This window comes from Brevibacterium sp. HMSC063G07 (assembly GCF_001810665.1).
Classification (GTDB): domain Bacteria; phylum Actinomycetota; class Actinomycetes; order Actinomycetales; family Brevibacteriaceae; genus Brevibacterium.
In genome coordinates, this window is record NZ_KV802348.1 from 139,571 (window position 1) to 161,632 (window position 22,062).

Consider the following 22,062-nt stretch of genomic DNA (forward strand, 5'->3'; position numbering starts at 1 on the left):
GGGCTTCACTCCTCGCTCGGCTCTATCGTCACAGTGGGCATTGTGCCGTCTTCCGGTGCGCTCAGCTTGGCGCGCACGCCCAAGGGTATCGAACCGGCGTGCGGGTGATGGCCCAGTTCAACCTCCCACACGACCGGCACCCCTGCCTCACCGAAGTACTCCCGCAGAAGCGCCCTGCGGTCGGCATCTTCACCGCAGCTCTCCCACGAACCCAAGACCACCGCACCGGCGCGTTCAAGCCAGCCGATGCGCTTGAGCTGCAGAAGCAGGTTGTCCAGGCGGTACACGTCCTCGTCAACGTCTTCCAGAAAGAGGATGCCCGGCTGATCGGGCGCTCCCGGCTGGAATTCGGGTGCGCCGACCCCGGCAGCGAGCAGACTGAGATTGCCCCCGTAGGTGATTCCCGTGAACTCACCGGCCGTGAGAGTCTGTGCGGACTTGCCCAGGCGGATCTGCTCATCTGACCACGACGAGAACAGCCAGCGTTTGATGTCGGCGCGCACGCGTTCACTGTCACCGAAAACAGCATTGCCGACCATGGGACAGAACAGCGTGGGCACTCCCACGTGGTGCGCCCAGGCCTGGTGCAGGGCGGTGATGTCGCTGGAGCCCGTCAGCAGCTTTGGTCGGCCATCGGGCCTCAGAGCGCTGTCGGCCATGCGCCCGAAGTCGATTTCATCAAGCAGACGCATGGCTCCATAGCCGCCGCGCAGTGCGATGACCGCCGCCGCTTCAGGATCACACCAGGCTTCCACCAGGTCGCGGCGGCGCTCGTCGTCGCTGCCAGCCAGGTACGAGGCCCGAGCGTCGACTTTGCGGAGGTTCTCACCGACCTGCACGTTAAGCCCCCACTGTTCAAGCGCTGCGATTGCCGGTTCAACCGTGCCTTCGGGAGCCGGCCCCGAGGGGGCTACGAGCCACACTCGATCGCCCGGCGCCAGCGGAGCCTGCTCAGCGAAGGGATTGCGATCAGCCATCGGCGGCGCCTCCTGTTTCCGGTGTTTCGGTGGTGTTTGATGAAGCGGCGCTCACCTGTGCCGCAGGTGCCGGTGCGGTGTTCGACTGTGCGGCCCGCTCAGCACGGAAGCCGGGCACAGCTGCCAGCAGTCTGCGCGTGTAGTCGTGCTGGGGGTCCAGAAGAACGTCCTCAACCGGGCCGTGCTCAACGATTTCACCGCGATACATGACCGCAACCGTATCGGCGATGTTCCAGGCCAGACCGAGGTCGTGGGTGATGACAAGCGCGGTCAGCCCGATGTTCTTCTTCAAAGCCAGGAAAAGAGACAGGATCTCGCCGCGCACCGAAGCGTCGAGGGAGGCCACCGGTTCGTCGGCAATGAGCACATCGGGCTCGAGTGCCAGCGCGCTGGCAATAACAACGCGCTGGCGCTGCCCGCCGGAAAGCTCCTGCGGGATGGGCTCGAAGAAGTCCTCCCCGGGGGTCAGCTCCGCAGCTTCCAGGCTTTCGCGCACCCGCGCCCGTTCGTCACCGGTGAACTTCTGCACGCGCAGGCCTTCGGCGACGGACTCATAGACCGAGCGCGAAGGGTTCAGCGATCCCGACGGGTCCTGCAGAATCATCTGCACGTCGCGCCGAAACCTGCGCAGACCGCGCTTGGTGCTCGGCAGGGACTCGCCCTGGAACAGAAGCTCTGATCCGCTGTCGGGCGGCTGCAGGCCCAAGAGCGTGCGCGCAAGCGTAGTCTTGCCCGAACCGGACTGACCGACAACAGCAAGAATCTCAGAGCGGTGCAGCTTGAGGTCAACGTTGTTGACGGCCTTTGTCAACCGCCCGCGAGCCTTAAAGGTGACGTTGAGGCTGCGCGCCTCGAGCACCACCTCGTCGGTCATGGTGTGGGGAGTTTCGACGTCAACTCGGGCCGGGTTGCGGGTGATCGGGTTGAGCCTTGACGCAGGGTCGCCGATGGTGGGGAACGCATCCGCCAGCTGCTGGGTGTAGGGCTCCTCCGGCTTGCTGCAGATCTGCTCGGCGGGGCCGATTTCAACGATTCGCCCGCTCTTCATAATCGCGATCCGCTCACACGCCGTGGCAAGCACGGAGAGGTCGTGCGAAATCATCAGCAGCGAAATTCCGCGAGCCTCGACGAGTTCTCGCAGGCGCGTGAGGATCTGCGCCTGGACGATGACGTCGAGTGCCGTGGTCGGTTCGTCGGCAATGATGATGTCGGGATCGCACGCCAGCGCCATTGCGATCATGACCCGCTGCTTCTGGCCACCGGACAGTTCGTGCGGATATGCCTGGGCGATCTGGGCGTCGAGGTCAACCTGTTCCAGCAGGCTCACCACACGCGCTTTGCGCTCAGCTTCGGACCGCCATTCGTCTTTGACGTGCAGGTTGAGCGCTTCGAGTATCTGCTTGCCCACTGCGCGCACCGGATTGAGCGAGTGCAGGGCACCCTGGAAGACGATCGCGGCTTCTGACCAGCGCACGGCGCGCATCTGGCCGAAGTTCAGTTCGGCAATATCGGTTCCGCCCAGCAGCACCCGTCCAGTCAGAGTCGCATTGTCCGGCAGCAGGCGCAGCACGGAGAGGATCAGCGTGGACTTACCCGAACCGGATTCGCCCGCAATGCCCAGGGTGCTGCCAGCCGGCAGTTCGAGGCTGACGTTCGACACGGCGGGAATGTCGCCGCGAGAGGTTTTCGACGAGTACGTAATCGACACATCGTCAAAAACAAGGTCCTTGCCCAATGCAGCGGCAGATTTTTCTGCTGGACTCATCAGCGGCTCCTGAGTGTCGGATTGGCAATGGCTTCAATGGCGCGGCCCACCAGGGTAAAGGCGAGGACCACCGCGACGATCGCAAGTCCCGGGGTGAGGATGAACCACCAGTAGCCGGAGGTTGCTGCCGAAACATCCATGGCGTTTTTCAGAATGGTTCCCCAGGACTGCTGTGTTGTGTCGCCCAGGCCAAGGAAGGCGAGTGTCGATTCGGCGATGATCGCGCTGCCCACCGTCAGTGTGGTGTTGGCCAACACCAGCGGCATGACCGCCGGCAGCAGGTGCGTGGTGATGATGTGCCAGTGACCGGCGCCTAAGACCTTTGCCCGCTCAATGTAGAGGCGGGATTCGGCCGACAGCGTCTGTGCGCGGACAATGCGCGCTGTCCCCGCCCACGAGGTCACGCCGATCGCAATGACGATTGTGAAGACACCGCGTTCAAGCACGGATGAAAGGACAATTGCCAGCAGCAGCGAGGGCAGCACGAGGAAGAAGTCGATGATCCGCATGATGAGCCCGCCGACCCAGCCGGTGAAGTGACCGGCTGCAATGCCCATGATCGTTCCGATGATCATGGACATCGCGGTGGCGGCCACACCGACGATGAGCGAAACCCTGGCGCCCCACACCAGGCGCGCCCACAGTTCGCGACCGTAGTTGTCTGTGCCCAGCGGGTGCTCGGCACTCGGGGGTGCGTAGCGCGGATTATCGAGGTTCTGGGTGACGTCGAGCATTGCACGGTCGGCAATGAGCGGGGCGAACACGGCCACGATGATCACCAGGAGCAGAACGATCGCACCGATGATGCCCGCGCGGTCTTCCAGGAAGATCTTCCAGTTCTTCTTGGCAGCCTCGGCACGCCGGTTCCACGCGAGTGCGCGGGCGCTCGAGGGAACCGCGGCACGCTGTCCAGCGTCATCGGCTGCCGTCTGCTGTTCAGAGGAGGCGTTGCGGGATGTCATTCAGGCCCTCCTGACGCGCGGGTCGAGCTGGCGGTACACGAGGTCAGCCAGCAGGTTCATGATGATGATGGCAGCTGAGAAGACGACGAAGGTCCCCTGCAGCAGAGGGAGATCAGGCCCGGATATCGCCTCGTAGGTCAGCTTCCCCAGCCCGGGCCACGAGAACACGGTTTCGACCGTGAGCGCACCGGCAATCAGGCCGCCGATGTGCATGAACACCAGCGTCACCGTCGGCAGCAGGGCGTTGGGGACGGCGTGCTTGAGGCGGACGTCGTCTTCGCGCAGCCCCTTGGCGCGGGCGGTGGTCAGGTAGTCAGCACTCATCTCACCCAGCAGTGATGCGCGCATCACCATGAGGTACTGCGCGTAGACGACCGCTGTCATCGTGATGACCGGGAGGATGAGGTGCTTGGCGACATCGAGCATATAGTCAATACCGCCCGGTTCGATTCCCGGTGAGACCATGCCGCCGGTCGGCAGCCACTGCAGCCTGCCGGAGAACACCATGAGCAGCAGAAGTGCGAGCCAGAATGTCGGCACGGACCAGAAGATCAGGCTCGTGGAGGTTGTCAGCTTGTCGAACAGCGATCCGCGCTTCCAGGCGGCCAACTGCCCCATCCACAGGCCCAGGCTGATGGCCAGAATCGCTGCGGTGCCGGTCAGCAGCAGGGTCGGCCACGCGTATTCGGCAATGAGGCTGCTGACTGACTGCTTGTAGACGTAGCTGGTGCCCAGGTTCCCGGTGAAGATGCCCACCAGGTAGTCCCAGAACTGGACCAGCACAGGCTTGTCAAGTCCGTATTCAGCGCGCAGCTGTGCCATCTGTTCGGGGCTCATCTGCCTTTCGCGGGCAATCTTCTGCACCGGGTCGCCCGGCAGGATTCGAAAGGCGAAGAAGCCGAGCACAACAACCATGAGGAGGCTGATGAGAGCTCCGCCGACCTTTCTGAGCAGATAATTGAGGTAGTACTGGCCCGCCGGGGGCGCGTCAGTGTCGTCAGGACCGCCGGAAGCTCCGCTCTTGAGCTTCTGCTCTTCGGCCTGTGTTTCTGCGTTCACAGACATGTTTCTGCTTTCCACGCTCTGCTTGGATCTGCGGCAGGGCGTTAACGGTGCTCGAGGCGCCGGTCACCACTCGTGTGTCCGGCGCCTCGAATCTGTGGGCTAGGTGGCCCGTGGTCTCACGCTCGGTCGTCGGCGCTGCGGCGCCGCAGGATCAGCGGGATTGCCACAGCGGCGATCACGACGACCGCTCCGATGCCGATCCACAGTCCTGCCGAGGAGCCGCTTCCCTTGCCGTCGTCGACTTCGTCTGCGGGAGCCGCCGTCAGGAAGCCCCAGTAGCCGGACTGGTTGCCGATCACACCGCCGTCTTCGGGCTGCGTGGTGAAGCCGCCGAAGCGGTCGGAGCGGTAGGCCTCGAGCTGCTTGGGGTACCACAGAGTGATCTGCGGGGCGTCGTCGTAGTGCTGCTGGAGGGCCTGGTGGACGTACTCCTGGCGTTTGCCTTCGTCGAGTTCGGTGTGCTGTTTCTTGTACAGTTCGTCGAACTCCTTGCTGCAGTAGCCGTCCTGCGAGGTCGGGCCGTTGCCCTCAGCGTCTGGACGTGATGCGCAGGTGTTGATCGACAGCTGGTATTCCGGGTCGGGGGTAACCGACCAGCCGGTCACGTAGATGTCGAAGTCACCCTTCATCGTGCGGTCGGAAATCGTGTCGGAGTCGCTGGATTCGGCTTTGATTTCAACTCCGATTTCCTTCAGCCAGGGCGTGATGAACTCTGCAATGGACTGTTCCGTCGGGGTTTCGGCATCTGTCAGCAGGCGCAGGGAGAGCTTCTTGCCGTCCTTTTCGCGGATGCCGCCAGAGCCTTCTTTCCAACCGGCTTCATCGAGCAGCTTCTTGGCCGCTTCGGGATCGTGGGAGACGATCTTGTCGGACTTGGGCAGGTGCCATTTTTCAAAGGATTCGGGAACGAAGCTGGTCGCTTCCGTCGCGTAGTCCTTCATGACCTGTTCGCGCAGGGTGTCGGTGTCGATGCCCAAGCGCAGAGCCTGGCGAACCTTGCCGTCCTTGAGCGCTTCATTGCCGGTTCCGTAGGCTTCGCCTTCAGGGGTTTCAAAGCCGGGGTTGACGCCAAGAGCTGTGAAGCGGCGGGATTCGCCCACATTGGTTTCGATGTTGTCGGCGTTTTCCAGCGCTGACATCTGTTCGGGGGTCAGCCCGGTCACGAAGTCGACGTCACCGGCGCGCAGCGCCTGCACCATGGCGTCGCTGTTGGTGTAGTAGGTGTACTGGATGGTGTCGATCTTCGGCTTGCCCTTCCAGAAGTTCGGATTGGCCTTCAGCGTGATCGACTGGTTGGCTTTGTAGCTGTCCAGAACGTACGGACCGGAGCCTACGACTTCAGAGTCGTTGGCGTCCTTGGCGGGGTCCTTCTTTTTGGACCACACGTGTTCGGGGACGACAGGAATTTCGACACCGGGGTTCGGCGCCTGCGGCGACTTGAGTTTGATGACCACGGTGTGTTCGTCAGAGGCTTCGACCGATTCGAAATTCTCCACCAGCGAGCCGTTGGCCGCACCCATGGCCGAGTCGTCCATGATCTGTTTGTAGGTGTAGACAACGTCGTCTGCCGAAATCGGCTCGCCGTCGGACCACTTCATTCCCTCGCGAATGGTGAACGTCCATTCGTCACCTGAGTCATTGGCGTCCCATTTCTCCGCCAGTCCTTCGGTCGGAGCGAAGTCCTTCGAGTCGTACTGCACGAGGTTTTCGTACACGTAGCGATTGATGGCCGTCGGCGTGAGGTAAATCGAAGTGAACGGGTTGAAATTGTCAACAAGGCCCGATGTGGCAATCCGCATGGTCGTTTCCGACGCCGCCTGCTCGGTCGACTGGGCTGCTGCGGGCAGTGCGGCTCCGGTTGATCCGAGAACCGTCATAGCGGCCACCGCGGCTGCTGCCGTGCACCGTTTGAGAGCTGATCTGAACATATCTTCCTTCCGGCTTGCTTCTTCAGCGCCAGCTTCTTCGCGTGGCGTTTGGGGCGGGCCGAATGTGTGCTGATTCGACCGCCCCTCAGAAGCTGTTTCTGTAAGTTACATCACAGACTCCTGAGTGATCAAAATCATTCGCCGAACAACCTGGTGCGAAGTGCTCGAGTCCCATCCCCCACCCCTGTCGGCATGAAATTCAGCCGAGTACCCTGGAAGTGAGGGCAGCGACGATGATCGGGCCACAAGCTCGAATTCACAGTTGTTCTCACACACAGACATCACAGTGCATGAGGAGCAGTGGTATGAAGGCCGCACGCTTTTACGACCGTAAAGACATCCGCATTGAAGACATCCCCGAACCCGAACTGAAGCCCGGCACCGTTGCCATTGACGTCGCGTGGTGCGGCATCTGCGGCACGGACCTCCACGAATACCTCGAAGGCCCCATCTTCATCCCGCCGAAGGGCCACCCGCACCCCATTTCGGGCGAAGAGGCGCCGGTCACCATGGGCCACGAATTCTCCGGCACCATCACCGCTCTCGGTGAGGGCGTCACCGGCCTGGAGGTCGGACAGAACGTCGTCGTCGAGCCCTACATCATCGGTGAAGATGTCGACACCGGCGAAGGTCAGGAATACCAGCTGTCCGAAAACATGAACTTCATCGGCCTGGGCGGCCGCGGCGGCGGCCTGTCCGAGAAGATCGTCGTCGAGCAGCGCTGGGTCCACCCCATCGGCGACGTCCCGCTGGACGAAGCCGCTCTTATTGAGCCGCTGTCAGTGGGCCACCATGCCTTTGTCCGCTCCGACGCCAAGTCCGGCGACGTTGCGATCGTCGGCGGCGCAGGACCCATCGGCCTGCTGACGGCAGCCGTGCTCAAGGCTGAGGGTCTGACCGTCTACATTTCGGAACTGTCCGAGGCCCGCAAGGCAATGGCCCGCAACACCGGTGTGGCCGACGAAGTCTTCGACCCCCGCGAAGTCGATGTCGCAGCCAAGGTGAAGGAACTCACCGGCGGCAAGGGCGCTGATGTGGGCTTTGAATGCTCGTCTGTCCCGGTTGTCCTCGACATGCTCATGGACGCCGTTCGCCCCGGCGGTGTCATCGTCAACGTGTCCATTTGGGGCCACAAGCCCGAGGTCGACATGCCGACTCTGGTTCTCAAGGAAATCGACCTGCGCGGAACCATCGGCTACTCGAACGACCACCCGGCCACCATCAAGCTGGTGCAGGAAGGCAAGCTCGACCTGTCGAAGTTCATCACCGCCCGCATCAAGCTTGAGGAACTGGTTGACAAGGGCTTCGACCAGCTCATCAACAACAATGAGCAGCACGTGAAGATTCTCGTAGACCCGAACGCCTGATCGGTTCAGGGCTGAACGAAGCTCAAACAGATGATCCGGCCCGGCGGGAAACCAGTACGGTTTCCCACCGGGCCGACGGCTGCTGGTTCAATAGCCTTAACCGATCTCGTCAAACAAAGTGAGAGCCATGGAGCGCTTCATCATCACCGTCGCCTGCGCAGATACACCGGGCATAGTCCACGCCGTCACGGAGGTCCTCGTTGGCTTAGGCGGGAACATTGTCGAGTCCCAGCAGTTCACCTCGCCGGACTCCGGAACATTCTTCCTGCGCGTTGAAGTCGACGCACCGTGCAGCCGCGACCAGCTGGAAGCAGCAATGACGCCGGTCAGGGAGCGCTTCAGCATGGAGCTTGGCCTGCACCGCAAGGCCGACAGGGTGCGCACTCTCATCATGTGTTCAAAAGACCCGCGGACCCTCAACGAAGTGCTGTTCGATCACCACCTGGGCCAGCTCAACATCGATGTGCCGCTCGTGGCGTCGAACCACATGGACCTGAAGAAGCACGCCGACTTCTACGGCATCGACTACGAGCACGTCCCGATCACCAAGGACACGAAAGCCAATGCCGAAGCTCGCCTGCTGGAACTCATCGAGGAACATGACATCGAGCTGGTCATCCTCGCCCGCTATATGCAGATCCTGTCAGACGACCTCGCAGAGAGGCTGGCGGGGCGAGTCATCAACATCCACCACTCGTTCCTGCCTGCATTCAAGGGGGCCCGCCCCTACCATCAGGCACACGCGCGCGGCGTAAAGCTCATCGGTGCCACGGCCCACTATGTGACGGCCGACCTTGACGAAGGCCCGATCATCGAACAGAACGTCGTACGCGTCGACCACAGCAAGTCACCGGGTGAGCTCATCGCCATCGGCCGCAATGTTGAGGGGCGGACTCTGGCTCAGGCGGTGCGCTGGCACGCCGACCACCGTGTGCTCATGGACGGAACCCGCACCGTCGTGTTCAGCTGATACACCCCTCTTCAGCCCTTGTCGGAGAACATACGACATAGTTTTGTTGCGTTATAAGATGAGGTTAGCCTAACCTAATGTTTCGTCTCTTTAATCCAGATCGAAACAGAGGAACCCTGTGTCTCCATTCCCCACCGCTCGCGCCAGGCGAGCTCTCGCAGCAGCGGCAATCGCCGGCTCACTCGCATTCACCCTCGCTGCCTGCGGCACCGAGCAGTCCGGCAGCAGCGGCAGCCAAACACAGGCCGCCACGGCCACTGACGAATTCCCGGTCACGGTCGAGCACGCATTCGGCAAGACCCCGTCGAGCAGAACCCTCAGCGAGTGGCGACGGTCGGATGGGCCAACCACGAAGTCCCGTTGGCCCTCGGAATTGTGCCGGTCGGAATGTCGAAGGCCACGTGGGGAGATGATGATGGCAACGGCATCATGCCGTGGAACGAAGAGAAGCTCTCGGAACTCGGCGGAGAAGCGCCGGTCCTCTTCGACGAAACCGACGGCATCCCGTTTGAGGAAGTTGCCAACACAAAGCCCGATGTCATCCTCGCGTCCTATTCCGGGCTGACGAAGGAAGACTACGAAACCCTCAGCAAGATCGCCCCGGTTGTGGCCTACCCCGACATTCCCTGGGGAACGTCGATGAAGGACATGACGGAGATGAACGCTGCGGCCCTGGGACGAAAGGCCGATGGCGAAAAGCTTGTTCAGGACGCTGAAAAGAAGGTTGCCGACGCTCTCGACAAGCATCCAGACCTGAAGGGCAAGAAGGTGCTGTTCACGTCGTTCAGCGGTACCGAGGATTCATCTAAGGTCGGCTTCTTCTCAACAACAGATCCCCGCATGGGCTTTTTGGCTGAACACGGCCTTGCCGCACCGGACTACGTCAAGAGCGAATCCGAGAAGAGCGATGAGTTCTGGCTCGAGGTGTCAGCGGAGAAGCCCGAGGTGTTCAAGGACGCCGACCTCGTTGTGTCGTACTCGTCAGGCAGCAAGGAAGACGACGAAAAGCAGTTGAAGAGCATGCAGTCCGATCCGCTCCTGTCGAAGATCCCCGCAATCGCCGACGGCCGTGTCGCATTCCTTGAGAACGGACCTGTGGGAGCAGCCGCAAACCCGTCGCCGCTGTCGATTCCGTGGGGCATTGACCGCTACTTCGAACAGCTGAATGAAGGCCTCAAGGGCTGACGCGAAGCCGCTGAGTCCGCTTGCTTCGTCAGCAGGCGGCCTCAAGTCGGCAACGGCGATTGTCCTGCTCATTGGCCTTGTGGCCGCTGCCGCGGTGTGCTCGCTGATGTTCGGAGTGCGAAGCATTTCGGCTTCTGACGCACTCGGCGCTCTGACCGGCGGCACGTCAACTGCCGGCGAGGCAGCCGCGGCGGTCAGGATTCCGCGCACCGCGCTGGCCATGAGCGTCGGTGCGGCGCTTGCCGCGGCGGGAACCACACTGCAGGCTGTCACCCGCAATCCGCTGGCGGACCCCGGCATCTTCGGGATACTCGCGGGTGCCGCACTGGCTGTATCAGCTTCTATGGCGTTCACCGGAATGTCGCTTCCCGCTCCCACTATGGCCGTCGCCATTGTGGGAGCGTTCGTCGCGGCCGCCTTCGTCTACGCCGTCGGGTCCCTGGGCCGAGGCGGTGCAACTCCCCTGAAGCTCGCTTTGTCGGGAGCTGCGACCGCCGCCGCCCTGTCGAGCCTGACCAGCGCTGTCATACTTCCGCGGGAAGACGTCATGGACCGGTTCCGCTTCTGGCAGATCGGCTCTGTAGGAGGCGCCGAGTGGTCGTCGCTCACGGCCGCCGCTCCCCTGCTCGTAATCGGCGCTGTCATCGTGTGGATGTCCGCTCCCGGACTGAACGCTCTGGCTTTGGGCGATGAAGCGGCGACTGGCCTGGGCGTACCAGCGAGCAGAACCCGACTGCTTGCCGTCATCGGCGCGGTGATCCTGTGCGGAACCGCTGTCGCGGTCGCAGGGCCGGTCGGATTCATCGGGCTCATCGTTCCCCACACCCTGCGCCTGCTTCTGGGTACAGATCACAGACTTCTCATTCCAGCCTCGTTCCTGGGAGGTGCCGTAATCCTCACCGCGGCGGACACCCTCGGGCGCGTTGTCGGCCGACCCAGTGAGATTGCGGTCGGCATCATCACGCCCTTGTTGGGGGCACCTCTGTTCATTTGGCTGGCTCGGCGAGCGAAAGGAGGCGGACTGTGACTGCTGCTATCACCCAAAGTCTGCGCTCTGCTCGCCGGTCAGCGCGCTTGAGCGCAGCGGTCCGGTTGACGGCTCTTACAGCAGTGGTCCTCGTCCTGTGGTTCTGCAGCCTCATGATCGGCGATGTGTTCTATTCCCCTGGCGAAGTCTGGGCCGTTCTCACCGGCCACACCGTCCCTGGCGCATCGTTTGCCGTTGGCGACCTGCGGCTGCCGCGCGCCACGGTCGGCGCGGCCGTCGGGGCTGCATTCGGCGTCTCGGGCGCACTGTTCCAGACTCTGCTTCGCAATCAGCTGGCCTCACCGGACATCATCGGAATCTCCAGCGCGGCCTCGGCCGCCGGCGCAACGGCAATCGTGTTCTTACACTGGGGAACCGCGGCGGTGTCTGCGTCTTCGCTGATCTTCTCGCTTGTCGTTGCCGCGGCGGTCTTCTGGTTGGTGCCACAACCTCGTTCGGGACCGAAGCTCATCCTCATCGGCATCGGTGTTGGCGCCGTGATGCAGTCGTGGACGTCCTATGTTCTGTCACGAGCTGCCGCATGGGACGCTCCGGCGGCGGTTCGGTGGCTGACAGGGTCTCTCAACAGCGTGAGCTTTGAACAGGGCTGGCCCGCCCTCATCGCAGCGGCCGCTGCTCTGAGTGTGGGAGTTCTCGGCTCGAATCGCCTAGCACTGCTGCGTTTCGGCAATGACACTGTCGAAGCTCTGGGCGTCCGCTCGCGGGCTCTTCGTCCAGCGCTGCTGATGGCCGCAGTTCTGTTCCTTGCGGCCGCTGCATCCGTTGCGGGCCCCATCGCGTTCGCGGCTTTCATGGCCGGTCCGATTGCTTCCCGGCTCTTCCCTGCCGGGACGTCCCTCATCCTTCCCTCCGGTCTGGTGGGTGCGGCACTCATCCTCACCGCCGACGCGATCGGCCAATTCGCGTTCGGGACGCGCTATCCCGTCGGCGTCGTCACCGGCGCACTCGGCGCTCCGCTCCTCATTGCCCTGCTCATCCGCACTCGAAAATGACACACCGAAACAGAAAGGCCTGATCGACGATGACTGTGCTCTCCTCACCCCCGTCGCCCGAAGACGCTTGGAGCCTGTCGGCTGAGAACCTCAGCTCGGGCTACGGCGATCGCCGCATCGTCGACTCGGTGAACCATGAATTCGCCGCAGGGCGGATCACATCAATCATCGGCCCCAACGGCTGCGGCAAGTCGACTCTCCTGCGAACACTTGCCCGCCTCATCAAGCCCAGTGGCGGGACTGTGAAGCTGGCCAGACGGACACTATCTGACTTCGGGACGAAGGAGCTGGCCCGCAGGGTTGCGATGCTGCCGCAGACGCCGACCGCGCCTGAGGGCATATCGGTGTTCGACCTCGTCGGGCGCGGACGAACACCTCACCAGGGACTCTTCGGCCGCTGGAGTGCCGAGGACTTCGAGGCAACAGCGCGCGCACTGGAGGACACGAAGACCGCAGATCTCGCAGACCGCCCTGTCGACGAGCTGTCCGGCGGCCAGCGCCAGCGCGTGTGGATTGCCATGGCGCTTGCCCAGCAGACAGATGTGCTGCTGCTCGATGAGCCGACGACGTATCTGGATCTGAAACACCAGCTTGAGGTGCTCGACCTGCTGACAGATCTCAACCAGCAGCGCGGCACAACGATCATCATGGTTCTCCATGACCTCAACCTCGCAGCCCGGTACTCGGATGAGCTTGTCGCAATGCGCAGCGGAACTGTCAAGCGCGCTGGAAGCTCTCACGATGTCATCACCGATGCAGCGCTGCGGGAAGTCTTTGACCTCGAAGCGTCAATCGTCGCTGATCCTGTATCGGGATTGCCGTCGATCATGCCCATCGGCCGCCACCACGCTGGCGGCTTCATCCGCCAATCACACATCAACGCACCCCACTGATAGTAAGGAGCACCCATGTACCTGCCGTTTCGCGTCAGCGTTCTGCGCAGCGAGCGCATCACCCCGAACTTTCAGCGGGTGACGTTCACAGGTGTCGACCAGATGGGACCGGCGCGAGTGACCCGCGACCTGCGCATCAAGATCATCCTCCCGGGACCACCAGGCCTTCCAGATCTGCCTGAGTCCCCGGAAGCGATCCACGTCAGAAGGGCCCTGCCGGCAGACGAGCGCGGAATCATGCGAACATACAGCGTTCGCGACTTCCGCCGTCCCGAAGACCCGGACCAGGGAACGCAGGACCGAGCAGAGCTCGACATCGACTTCGTTCTCCACACCGACGAGCACGGACACTCCGGCCCCGCCTCGCGCTGGGCAGAAGAAGCCAAGCCGGGCGATGAGCTGTACGTAATCGCCCCGAGCATCGACGATGATTCAGGCGCTGGTATTGAGTTCTCGCCCGGAGACTGCAAGACCGTGCAGCTGTACGGTGACGAAACCGCGTTGCCGGCCATTGCCAAGACTCTCTCGGAATGGCCGGAGGGCACCATAGGGGAAGCCTTCATCGAGGTCCCGACCGAGGCCGACAAGCAGAGCATCGACGCTCCTGCTGGTGTCAGGATCCACTGGCTCGTCCGCGAAAGCGACAATGCCGACCACGGCGACCTCCTGATCAGCGCACTCGAAGCAGCTGCACCCATCGCGCAGTCTGGCAGCGAACCCAGCGACCAGCTGAAACTCGATGTTCCTGCTGACGGCGCGAGCGCAATGGTATGGGAAACACCGCAGTTCTCGCGCAGCGGAGAGGACCTCACCCCTGTCGAGCACGCCGAAGCAGACGATGTCTACTACTGGATTGCCGGAGAATCCGGGGCGGTCACTGCCATGCGACGCCTTCTCGTCCAGCAGCGTGGCGTCCCACGCCAGTGCGTGTCGTTCATGGGCTATTGGAAGAAGGGCGTTGCCCATAAGGGTTGAGGCAGTTCACAGCGTTTCCAACGCCTAGCCCCTTGCGCGCCACGCCGAGGGTTACATGTCAGCCCACACCGCTTGAGCACCGGAATGTCCGAACAACGACTGCAAAGTGCACCACGAGTAGGGACACAGGCCAGCCATGGGATCACTTCAGCAGCGACTTCGGCAGGCGGTGGACCGTGACCGCGCCGATTGCGGTGAACGGGTGCAGCGGGTCGGGATCTTCCGAACCGGTGGGCCCGCCCAGCTCAGAGTGCGCCAGAGCACTCATGACGACGTAGGCGTCCTCGCGCGAATAGCCGTTGTCTTCAACGAGGAAGTCGAAAAGGTCTTCGTAGCCGCGCTGGATGGATTCTTGAACGGGGTTGCCCAGGCCGATGAAGATCCATTCATCTTCCGTTTCAATGCGCGGGGCCCGGTGCTTCACACCCTTGATGAGATCGACAGACACAATCGTCGTGCCCTGTGCTTCGATCGCAACGAAGCTGGATTCACCGCGGGACATGATGGCGTGGATGTCGCCGATCGACAGGAGCGCACCGGGCACGTCCACCGGCAGGTAGACGGTCGAGCCGGGCTTGGCATCCGTGAGGTCCATGTTGCCGCCGTTTGCGAAGCTGGGCATGACGACGGAGCCTTCGCCTTCGGCGGGCGCGGTGCCGATGCAGCCGATCATCGGCAGGGCATCGACTTCCACACCATCGAGCAGGGCCACCTTGCCGTTCTTCACTGGTATGCGGCGGGCCATCTGGTCCTGGCCCATGCGCTCGGCCAGGGCGCCGGCACTGGGCAGGTACACCGAGTAGCCGAACTCGGTCAGCTCAATGTCGTGGATGTGGACTGCGAGGGTATCCCCCGGCTCTGCGCCTTCGACGTAGACCGGTCCGGTGACGGGGTTGATCTGTGCTGTGATCTGGTCGAGGGTTTTGCCTTCGTACAGCTGGTCGTAGACCTCGTCGTCAGTTTCAAAGCCGATGGTTTCACCAGTTCCCGGTTTGATCCTGAGGACTGGTTCGATGGCGGCGCTGAAAGAGCCTTTGCCGTTTTCGTTGGAGAGGAAATGGTCAATCGTTGTCATGGCTCAACCATCGCCGATTTCACGGCAGCGTGACCGGCGGATTCGCCATGCGGACCCTCACTGCTCACCGTGCACAATCAGAGCGCACAGTGTTTCTAAACGCTCGCGCACCTGCTCAAGGTCAACCTCGCCCGCGGCCAGCTGCAGCATGAAGCCGTCGCAGGCAGCCGACAAGATCGAAGCTGTTTCGGCAACCTCGCCTTCATCCACGTGCCCCTCTGCGGCAAGGACGCCCAGCCACGCCTCAAAGCGGCCTATGCCCAGTCGATACAGCCGTTCCAAAAGACGCCTCGAAGCCTCGCCCGCACCCGGGCCGAATCCCGCACCAATCTGTTCCGCCCAGGCGCTGACCAGATGCGAAACCTCGTCAGCACTCGGCGGCAGGAACTGCATCGCACACTCCGTGAGCCGCTGCTGCGGGGGCAATGACGAGTCTTCGATGTTGAGGTCGGGGATGGTGCGCAGCATCATTCGCTCCGATACAGCAAACGCAAGATCACTCTGCGCTGGAAAGTAGTAGCGAAGAGTGCTCGCTCCGATCCCCGCTCGTTCGGCAACCGCACGCACGCTGAGCGCACCTGGCCCGCTTTCATGCGCCAACTGCAGTGCTGCCTCGAGAATCTGTTCGCGCCTATCAGCCACTTAGACCCCCACCTGGCTGAGAAACTGGTGTCCGTTTTTCTGTTGACAACCTAGCACGCTGTGCCAGTACACTGAACTAGCACGGTGTACCAATCGCGGAGGAACCATGATCGAAGCACTTCAGAACTTCACGCAGTCACTGCCCGAATGGGCCCGATGGGCCGGAGTCATGCTCATTGCCGCACTGCCTTTCGTTGAATCCTACGGCGGATCCGCTGTGGGCATCATCGCTGGCGTCCACCCTGTTGTCGCGGTGACTTCCGCAGTCATCGGCAACACAGTGTCAATGCTCGTTCTGGTTTTCGGCGCACACAGTCTGCGTCGCCGCTTTGCCAAACGCGAACCCAAACGCAGCACACAGCGTCTGCGCAAAATGTTCGACCGCTGGGGCGTTCCCGGCGTCAGCCTGCTCGGGCAGACGGTCCTGCCCAGTCAGATCACATCAATGGCAATGGTTTCCTTTGGCGCTTCGCGCAATGTTGTTGCCGTATGGCAGATCATTTCGATTGCCGTGTGGGGCATCCTGTTTGGGGTTCTGACAGTCGCTGGATTCAATCTTCTGGGCTGAAGACGGACTCAGGCAGCCCTCTTGACCGCACCACGCCCGAGGTGAACGCACGGTATTGTCCGTGCGTTCACCTCGGGCTTGCCGCCGGGCCAACCACCGGCCAGCATCCAGCCACTCTTTGCGCGTGCAATAGGTCCGATGAACAATCTTCTGAGGAGCACAGCATGAGCTTCGCGAGCACTGTCGGCCGCTTCGCGATCGGCACGGCTGTCCTTACCGCCCTGGCTGTGTCTGGTGCCGCACCGGCTTCAGCGGCACCAGACCAGACGGAACAGATCATGGCAGGCGGCGCCTCGACGACGGAATCAAAGGCAGCCGTCCCTCAGCACTTTGGCAGCCCACCGGATGTCGAGAGCATTCGCGCTGTCTACGACGGCGGCGGAAGCTCACTTCCGCAGACGACAACTGAACTCACAGTTGCGGCCGCTGTTGCCGGCGGTCTGCTGACCACCGGTGCCGCGGCGGTGTTCGCCGGTCGGCGCAAACGCACAGCCGCCGAAGCCTGAGATTCAAAACCGCGAGACTCTAATGTGGAAGTCCGCCGTTCACAGTGGCGAATTGACGCGAAGTTAACTTCACGCTCGCTTCGCAGATAGCCCGCGGTCAAGCCCCTTCGATGAGGTTGTAGAGACAGGCAACTACAACTTGAAGGAACGCAATGAGCTTCGCATCAACCGCTCGCAGAGCACTCGGCGGCGCGGTCGTCTGCACTGTGGCCGGCTCCACGGGCTTCGCCGCACCCGCCATGGCCGAACCGCAGTCCGAACCGCGCAACATCATCATCATGATCGGCGACGGCATGGGCTTCAACCACGTTGACGCCTCCAGCCTCTACACAAACGGCAAAACCAACTGGCAGATTCAGGGCAAGCCCGGAGAGAAGATAGCCAAGCAGGACGGCTACGGAAAAACACCGTCGCAGGTATACGAGGGCTTCGACGTGCAGCTTTCTATGAAGCACCCCTCACTCGACTCCCCCGAATACAAGAGCGAAGACGCCTGGGGCGATTTCGGCTGGGCCAACAACAACCCCACAGATTCGGCAGCCTCGGGCACCGCACTTGCCACCGGCAAGAAAACCCACAACGGCTACCTGGGCATCGACGGAAAGAAGAACCCCGTCAAGAACGCCGCTGAGCACGCGCACGAAACCGGCCGGGCAACCGGCGTCGTGTCATCGGTGCCTTTCGGCCATGCGACCCCAGCAGCATGGGGCGCTCACGTCAACAGCCGCAAAGACAACCACAAAATCGCGCAGCAGATGATCGACGGTTCGCTCGACGTGGTCATGGGCGCAGGCCACCCGAAGTTCGACGATGACGCCAAGCCGCGCGAAGCAAAGTGGGACTGGCTGACAGAAGATCAGTACACCGGCCTTCAAAAGGACGGTTCGGGACGCACATTCGTCGAGGATTCAAACGGCATTGACGCCATTGCCCGCGGAGAAAACGTTCCCGAACGCCTGTTCGGCCTCGCTCCCGTCGCCGAAACACTCCAGTTCAACCGATCCAGCCTGGCTGCAGCCGAACCGCGAAACACCAACAACGGTCGCGTTGACGGTCAGCCGATCACCGGCGACGCACCTCTGCCGGGCGAGGCAAAGAAGAACGACGTCGTATCGCTGGAGAACATGACAAAGGCCGCTTTGAACGTCCTGTCGCAGGACGAAGACGGCTTCTTCACCATGATCGAAGGAGGTGCAATCGACTGGGCCGGCCACGGCAACGCCACCGTCGGCAACCTGGAAGAAATGGACGACTTCAACAAGTCCGTGGAAGCCGTCACCGACTGGGTTGAAAAGAACTCCAGTTGGGAGGAAACCCTCCTGATTGTGACCGCGGATCACGAAACCGGCTACCTCAACGGTGCTGTGAACAGCTCCACCGACGAAGAAGCTGCCGGTGAGGGCACGCCCAGTGAGGGTGCGACCGATGACAGCACATCTGACGACAGCGCCACTGAAGAGAATCCTGCTGCCCCTGCTGCTTTCGGTGTTCCTGCGGCAGCGGCACCGTCGCCTTCGGAAGCAGACAAGGCGGACACCAAACAGTGGGCGCCGATGACTGGTGAGAAGGGCGCCCTCCCCGTCGACAGCTGGAACTCCCCAGAGCACACCAATCACCTGGTTCCGTTCTTCACCCAGGGCGCTGGTGCTGACAGCGTCGGCAATTACGTGAAAGGCACCGACCCCGTGCGCGGGGACTACATCGACAACACCGACGTAGCCAACATTTCGTTCGACCTTATGAAGGAATCGAGCGAAGACCCCTCTGATAAGCCCACCAAGCAGCCGGAGGGCAGCGATTCCGAGAAACCGGCAGAGGAACCCCGCGAAGACGAACAGTCAAACAGCGAGGCACCGCGGAACGAGCAGCGTGAGGACGACGATTCCTCACCGGCTTCGGATGACGAGGCATCGGAAACACCCGCTGCAGCGGGCACCAGCTCGAACAGCGGCGACGGTGCGCTCCCCCGCACAGGTACGGAGATCGGCGCAGCAGCTGCAATCGCAGCAGGCCTGTTGGCAGCTGGCACCGCAGCCGTGCTGGTCGGCAGGCGCAAGCGCGAAGCTGCCGACGCCTGATCGACGGGCTCAGTCAACAGCAGCCTGATATAAGGGCGGGCCTCGGGAAACCCGAGGCCCGCCCTTTGCATGCCCAAAGAGTCTGAGTGAATCCTGACCTCTACTTGCAAGTTCGAACAAAATCACGAAAATGGTAGCTAATACGACACTTGACAACACACTGAGGTCCTGTTTATGAAGAAACTTCTCGCTGCGGCAGCCATTGTCTGCATTGGCTTCGCCAGCTCCATCACCACGGCGGCGCCTGCCAACGCAGACAGCAGACGCTGGCCCCTCTGCCTCGATGATCCGCGGCTTCTCAATATCAGCCCCTCGCCTATAACAGAAACTCAGCTGAAACAGCAGGGTGCAAAGATCACCGTCAACGCCAAAGGCCTGCGCCCGAACACACTGGGAGTGGCTTTGGTGATCAAGGGCAAGCTTCAGACGACCGACGACCTACTGGAAAAGGCGCGCGAAGAGGCAGGCGGCGAGCTTAGCGCCTCTCGGTTAGAAGAATTCAAAGCCCTTAAGGCTATGAACATCTCGCACGCAAACCCCAACAATTATATATTCGATGACATTGACCCGAACAACACCGGTGTTATCGCGCGCACAGGGTACGTCGTCTCTGATGAAAGCGGCACGGTTTCGTTTACTTTCGGCGGCGCAGAAGAGGCAAAAGAAAAATCACCGCTGAGTGCCGAACAAGAAGAACTCGTCAATGAATTGAATACGACCCCGTGGTCATCGCAGCTTCCAGAAAGCAAAGACGACGATTATCGGGGCGATTACACTGTGCTGCTGGCCCTTCCAAGAAGCGGCCCGTATGACCTGTACGGACTTGCTTTCGATGAAAACAACTCCCTGGTCCCGATTCCCCTCGACCGCATGTACGAAGATGAGTACAAACCGATCATCGACAACCGTGAGGCCATGCTTCGCGAACAGGGGGTGTCAGAAGATCGATCGCGCGGTTATGCTGAATTCACACCGGTTCTAGGCTGCACCGGCTTCACAGTCACCGACGCTCCGCCTGAGACACCGGAACCTGACGAAACCCCAACACCTGAACCTTCGCCCACACCGAGCGAAAGCTCGACGCCGGAACCTTCGCCGACGCCGAGTGAGAGTTCAACGCCCAGCGAAACCCCAACACCGGAACCGAGCGAAAGCAGCACTCCCACGCCGGAGCCGTCACCGACGCCGAGTGAGAGTTCAACGCCTAGCGAAACCCCAACGCCGGAACCGAGCGAGAGCAGCACTCCTACTCCCGCACCGGAACCAAAGGAATCCACCCCTCCAACCCCGGGTGATTCCTCACCGAGTACCATGCCGCGCACAGGCGCTCAGATCATGGGCGCACTCGCGGCAGCAGGAACGCTCCTGGCAGTGGGAACAGCCATCACCGTGCTCTCACGCCGCCGTTCACAGCGCCAGTGATAACCACAGCCCACGGGCACTGACCCAGCAGCAGCCTGAGAGGGGCCAAGCCCCTCTCAGGCTCAGCAGGAACGCAAACCATAAACGCCGCGCGTGGAACTGTGGAACCGAACAACATCATCAGAAGGAACTACACCTAGAAGCTCAGTGCTGTCAGGGACAGCTACAGCAACCCAAGGGATCTCTCCATGAAGAAACTCATTGCAAGCGCCGCTGTTGTCTGCACTGCACTTGCCAGCACGATCGCCGCAACAACACCAGCTCAAGCACAAGCTGCGTCGGCACTGTGTTTGAATTCGCCGGGGTTCATCAACACTGCGCCCATGCCCGTCACCGAAACCCAGTTCCGACAGGACGGCGTCACCATTACCGCTAAGGGACTGCCTCGAAACCCCAAGGCGCTTGGCCAAATGGTTGTGGTCAAAGGCGATTTGAGAAATCACCCCTACGTAGATGAACTCACTGAAGACAGCAGTCCAGAGATGCAGCAGTTCGCTTCCCTGATGAAGGAAACGAACATGAAGTTTTTCCCTTTCAGTTCTACTTTAAGCGGCTTTTTCTTCGAGACCATTGATCCCGAAAGGATCGTCCATTTTCAGTATTTCACTCCGAGGCCTGACGGAACCGTATCCTTCACCTTTGGTGGAAAAGAACAGAACCAGCGGAGCTCGCCTGTTCCACCTGAATTAGAACAGGCGCTTAGAAACGAGTATGGCGACAAAGCTGACGACTTAATAGCTGGACTTAACGACAGCGCACCGGATTTCCCCAGGGCAGCAAACGACACTGTAGACGTCAAGGGCACCTATTCCATCGGCTTCAATCTCAGCTCAGACTCCTTTGGAGAATCTGACGGAAGCTTCCCTGTAGGGCCTTATAGCTTCTTCTTCGACGGAACTTCGGCTTCGACAAGTTTTGGAGCAGTAGAATTCGAACCAGACTTCGGCGAAAGCTACGCTGAAGAGTTTGACAATGAAGATGTCAAGCAGTATTTTCGCGATTCCAGCCAGAAGCTAAAGAACAGGGTGGAATCGCTTGAAAGAAAAGGACTGCCGCGCGATGGCATCGTTAGGCATATTTCTACCCTTACTGCATGTTCCTCTTTTGCGGTGAGCGACGACCCAACTGCGGATCCTTCACCAGCCCCAAGTGAAGACGAGCCTGAAACACCCGCGCCTTCGCCTAACCCAAGTGAAGACCCGACGCAGGCGCCCTCACCCACTCCAAGCGATGAGGAAGCTCCGACACCTGACCCTTCGCACAGCGACAGCTCTAACCCAGAGCCAACCCCAAGCGAAACCCCGACCCCAACACCTGAACCCTCGCCAACGCCAAGTGAGAGTTCAGCGCCGAGCGAAACCCCAGCTCCGGAACCGAGCGAGACCAGCGCTCCCACCCCTGAAGGTGATGAGACCCCGGTACCGGACCCGTCACCCAGTCCGAGCGTTGAAGAAACTCGGTCACCTGAACCTTCGCCAACGCCAAGTGAGAGTTCAACGCCGGGCGAAGCGCCGACTCCGGAACCGAGCGAGACCAGCGCTCCCACCCCCGCACCAGCGCCAAAGGAATCCACAACACCGACCCCGGGTGACTCACCGAGCGCCATGCCTCGAACAGGCACCCACATCATGGGAGCACTCGCAG

General features: G+C 61.5%; 18 protein-coding genes and 1 pseudogene. 12 read left to right on the forward strand and 7 right to left on the reverse strand.

The annotated features are described in order from the left end of the window. Nucleotides 1-5 precede the first annotated feature (5 nt). From HMPREF2757_RS05290 to HMPREF2757_RS05310, 5 genes are all read right to left on the reverse strand, one after another. Nucleotides 6-977, reverse strand: a complete 972-nt coding sequence (locus HMPREF2757_RS05290) for a S66 peptidase family protein (protein WP_070573999.1) — start codon at nt 975-977, stop codon at nt 6-8. Further along, on the reverse strand, nt 970-2,742 hold the full coding sequence (locus HMPREF2757_RS05295) for an ABC transporter ATP-binding protein (protein ID WP_070574001.1): 1,773 nt from the start codon (nt 2,740-2,742) through the stop codon (nt 970-972). Before HMPREF2757_RS05295 ends, HMPREF2757_RS05290 begins: the two co-directional genes overlap by 8 nt. After that, entirely contained in the window at nt 2,742-3,704 is a 963-nt protein-coding gene (locus tag HMPREF2757_RS05300) for an ABC transporter permease (RefSeq protein WP_176745891.1), read from the reverse strand. Before HMPREF2757_RS05300 ends, HMPREF2757_RS05295 begins: the two co-directional genes overlap by 1 nt. Further along, the gene (locus HMPREF2757_RS05305; protein ID WP_070574002.1) at nt 3,705-4,769 is read right to left on the reverse strand and encodes an ABC transporter permease; all 1,065 of its coding nucleotides are present in this window, start codon (nt 4,767-4,769) and stop codon (nt 3,705-3,707) included. It lies immediately after the preceding gene. Nucleotides 4,770-4,885: 116 nt separating this feature from the next. After that, on the reverse strand, nt 4,886-6,697 hold the full coding sequence (locus HMPREF2757_RS05310; protein ID WP_083304115.1) for an ABC transporter substrate-binding protein: 1,812 nt from the start codon (nt 6,695-6,697) through the stop codon (nt 4,886-4,888). A gap of 305 nt (nt 6,698-7,002) precedes the next feature. Here HMPREF2757_RS05310 and HMPREF2757_RS05315 point away from each other — a divergent pair, with 305 nt between their 5' ends. From HMPREF2757_RS05315 to HMPREF2757_RS05345, 7 genes are all read left to right on the forward strand, one after another. Continuing rightward, nucleotides 7,003-8,064 carry a 2,3-butanediol dehydrogenase gene (locus HMPREF2757_RS05315; RefSeq protein WP_070574004.1) on the forward strand — a complete coding sequence of 354 codons (1,062 nt, stop codon included), beginning with the start codon at nt 7,003-7,005 and terminating at the stop codon, nt 8,062-8,064. Nucleotides 8,065-8,191: 127 nt separating this feature from the next. Then, nucleotides 8,192-9,034, forward strand: a complete 843-nt coding sequence (purU, locus tag HMPREF2757_RS05320) for a formyltetrahydrofolate deformylase (protein WP_070574008.1) — start codon at nt 8,192-8,194, stop codon at nt 9,032-9,034. A gap of 324 nt (nt 9,035-9,358) precedes the next feature. Next, complete coding sequence (locus tag HMPREF2757_RS05325) at nt 9,359-10,219, forward strand: iron-siderophore ABC transporter substrate-binding protein (RefSeq protein WP_256278266.1); 861 nt, start codon at nt 9,359-9,361, stop codon at nt 10,217-10,219. Continuing rightward, entirely contained in the window at nt 10,200-11,246 is a 1,047-nt protein-coding gene (locus tag HMPREF2757_RS05330) for a FecCD family ABC transporter permease (protein ID WP_141750183.1), read from the forward strand. The genes HMPREF2757_RS05325 and HMPREF2757_RS05330 overlap by 20 nt, the downstream gene beginning before the upstream one ends. Next, nucleotides 11,243-12,259 (forward strand): FecCD family ABC transporter permease, encoded by a 1,017-nt coding sequence (locus HMPREF2757_RS05335; RefSeq protein WP_256278267.1) that lies wholly within the window; start codon nt 11,243-11,245, stop codon nt 12,257-12,259. Before HMPREF2757_RS05330 ends, HMPREF2757_RS05335 begins: the two co-directional genes overlap by 4 nt. 29 nt (nt 12,260-12,288) lie before the next feature. Then, nucleotides 12,289-13,152, forward strand: a complete 864-nt coding sequence (locus HMPREF2757_RS05340; protein ID WP_070574011.1) for an ABC transporter ATP-binding protein — start codon at nt 12,289-12,291, stop codon at nt 13,150-13,152. Nucleotides 13,153-13,167: 15 nt separating this feature from the next. Continuing rightward, on the forward strand, nt 13,168-14,127 hold the full coding sequence (locus tag HMPREF2757_RS05345; RefSeq protein ID WP_070574013.1) for a siderophore-interacting protein: 960 nt from the start codon (nt 13,168-13,170) through the stop codon (nt 14,125-14,127). Between the two features lie 142 nt (nt 14,128-14,269). Here the strand turns inward: HMPREF2757_RS05345 and HMPREF2757_RS05350 are convergent, their stop codons facing one another. Both HMPREF2757_RS05350 and HMPREF2757_RS05355 read right to left on the reverse strand, forming a co-directional pair. Further along, complete coding sequence (locus tag HMPREF2757_RS05350; protein ID WP_070574015.1) at nt 14,270-15,202, reverse strand: acetamidase/formamidase family protein; 933 nt, start codon at nt 15,200-15,202, stop codon at nt 14,270-14,272. Nucleotides 15,203-15,259: 57 nt separating this feature from the next. Beyond that, nucleotides 15,260-15,844 carry a TetR/AcrR family transcriptional regulator gene (locus tag HMPREF2757_RS05355; RefSeq protein ID WP_070574017.1) on the reverse strand — a complete coding sequence of 195 codons (585 nt, stop codon included), beginning with the start codon at nt 15,842-15,844 and terminating at the stop codon, nt 15,260-15,262. Between the two features lie 106 nt (nt 15,845-15,950). Between HMPREF2757_RS05355 and HMPREF2757_RS05360 the strand changes: the two genes are divergently transcribed. The 5 genes and pseudogenes from HMPREF2757_RS05360 to HMPREF2757_RS11900 form a co-directional block, all read left to right on the forward strand. Then, the gene (locus HMPREF2757_RS05360) at nt 15,951-16,412 is read left to right on the forward strand and encodes a hypothetical protein (protein WP_070574020.1); all 462 of its coding nucleotides are present in this window, start codon (nt 15,951-15,953) and stop codon (nt 16,410-16,412) included. A 164-nt stretch (nt 16,413-16,576) separates the two neighbouring features. After that, nucleotides 16,577-16,918, forward strand: a complete 342-nt coding sequence (locus tag HMPREF2757_RS05365) for an LPXTG cell wall anchor domain-containing protein (protein WP_070574022.1) — start codon at nt 16,577-16,579, stop codon at nt 16,916-16,918. Nucleotides 16,919-17,070: 152 nt separating this feature from the next. Continuing rightward, nucleotides 17,071-18,996: an alkaline phosphatase gene (locus HMPREF2757_RS05370; protein WP_070574024.1), complete on the forward strand. Its 1,926-nt coding sequence runs from the start codon at nt 17,071-17,073 to the stop codon at nt 18,994-18,996. A gap of 174 nt (nt 18,997-19,170) precedes the next feature. Further along, nucleotides 19,171-20,418 carry a hypothetical protein gene (locus HMPREF2757_RS11895; protein WP_070574026.1) on the forward strand — a complete coding sequence of 416 codons (1,248 nt, stop codon included), beginning with the start codon at nt 19,171-19,173 and terminating at the stop codon, nt 20,416-20,418. A gap of 188 nt (nt 20,419-20,606) precedes the next feature. Continuing rightward, nucleotides 20,607-22,062, forward strand: a pseudogene (locus HMPREF2757_RS11900) (hypothetical protein); the annotation flags it as partial.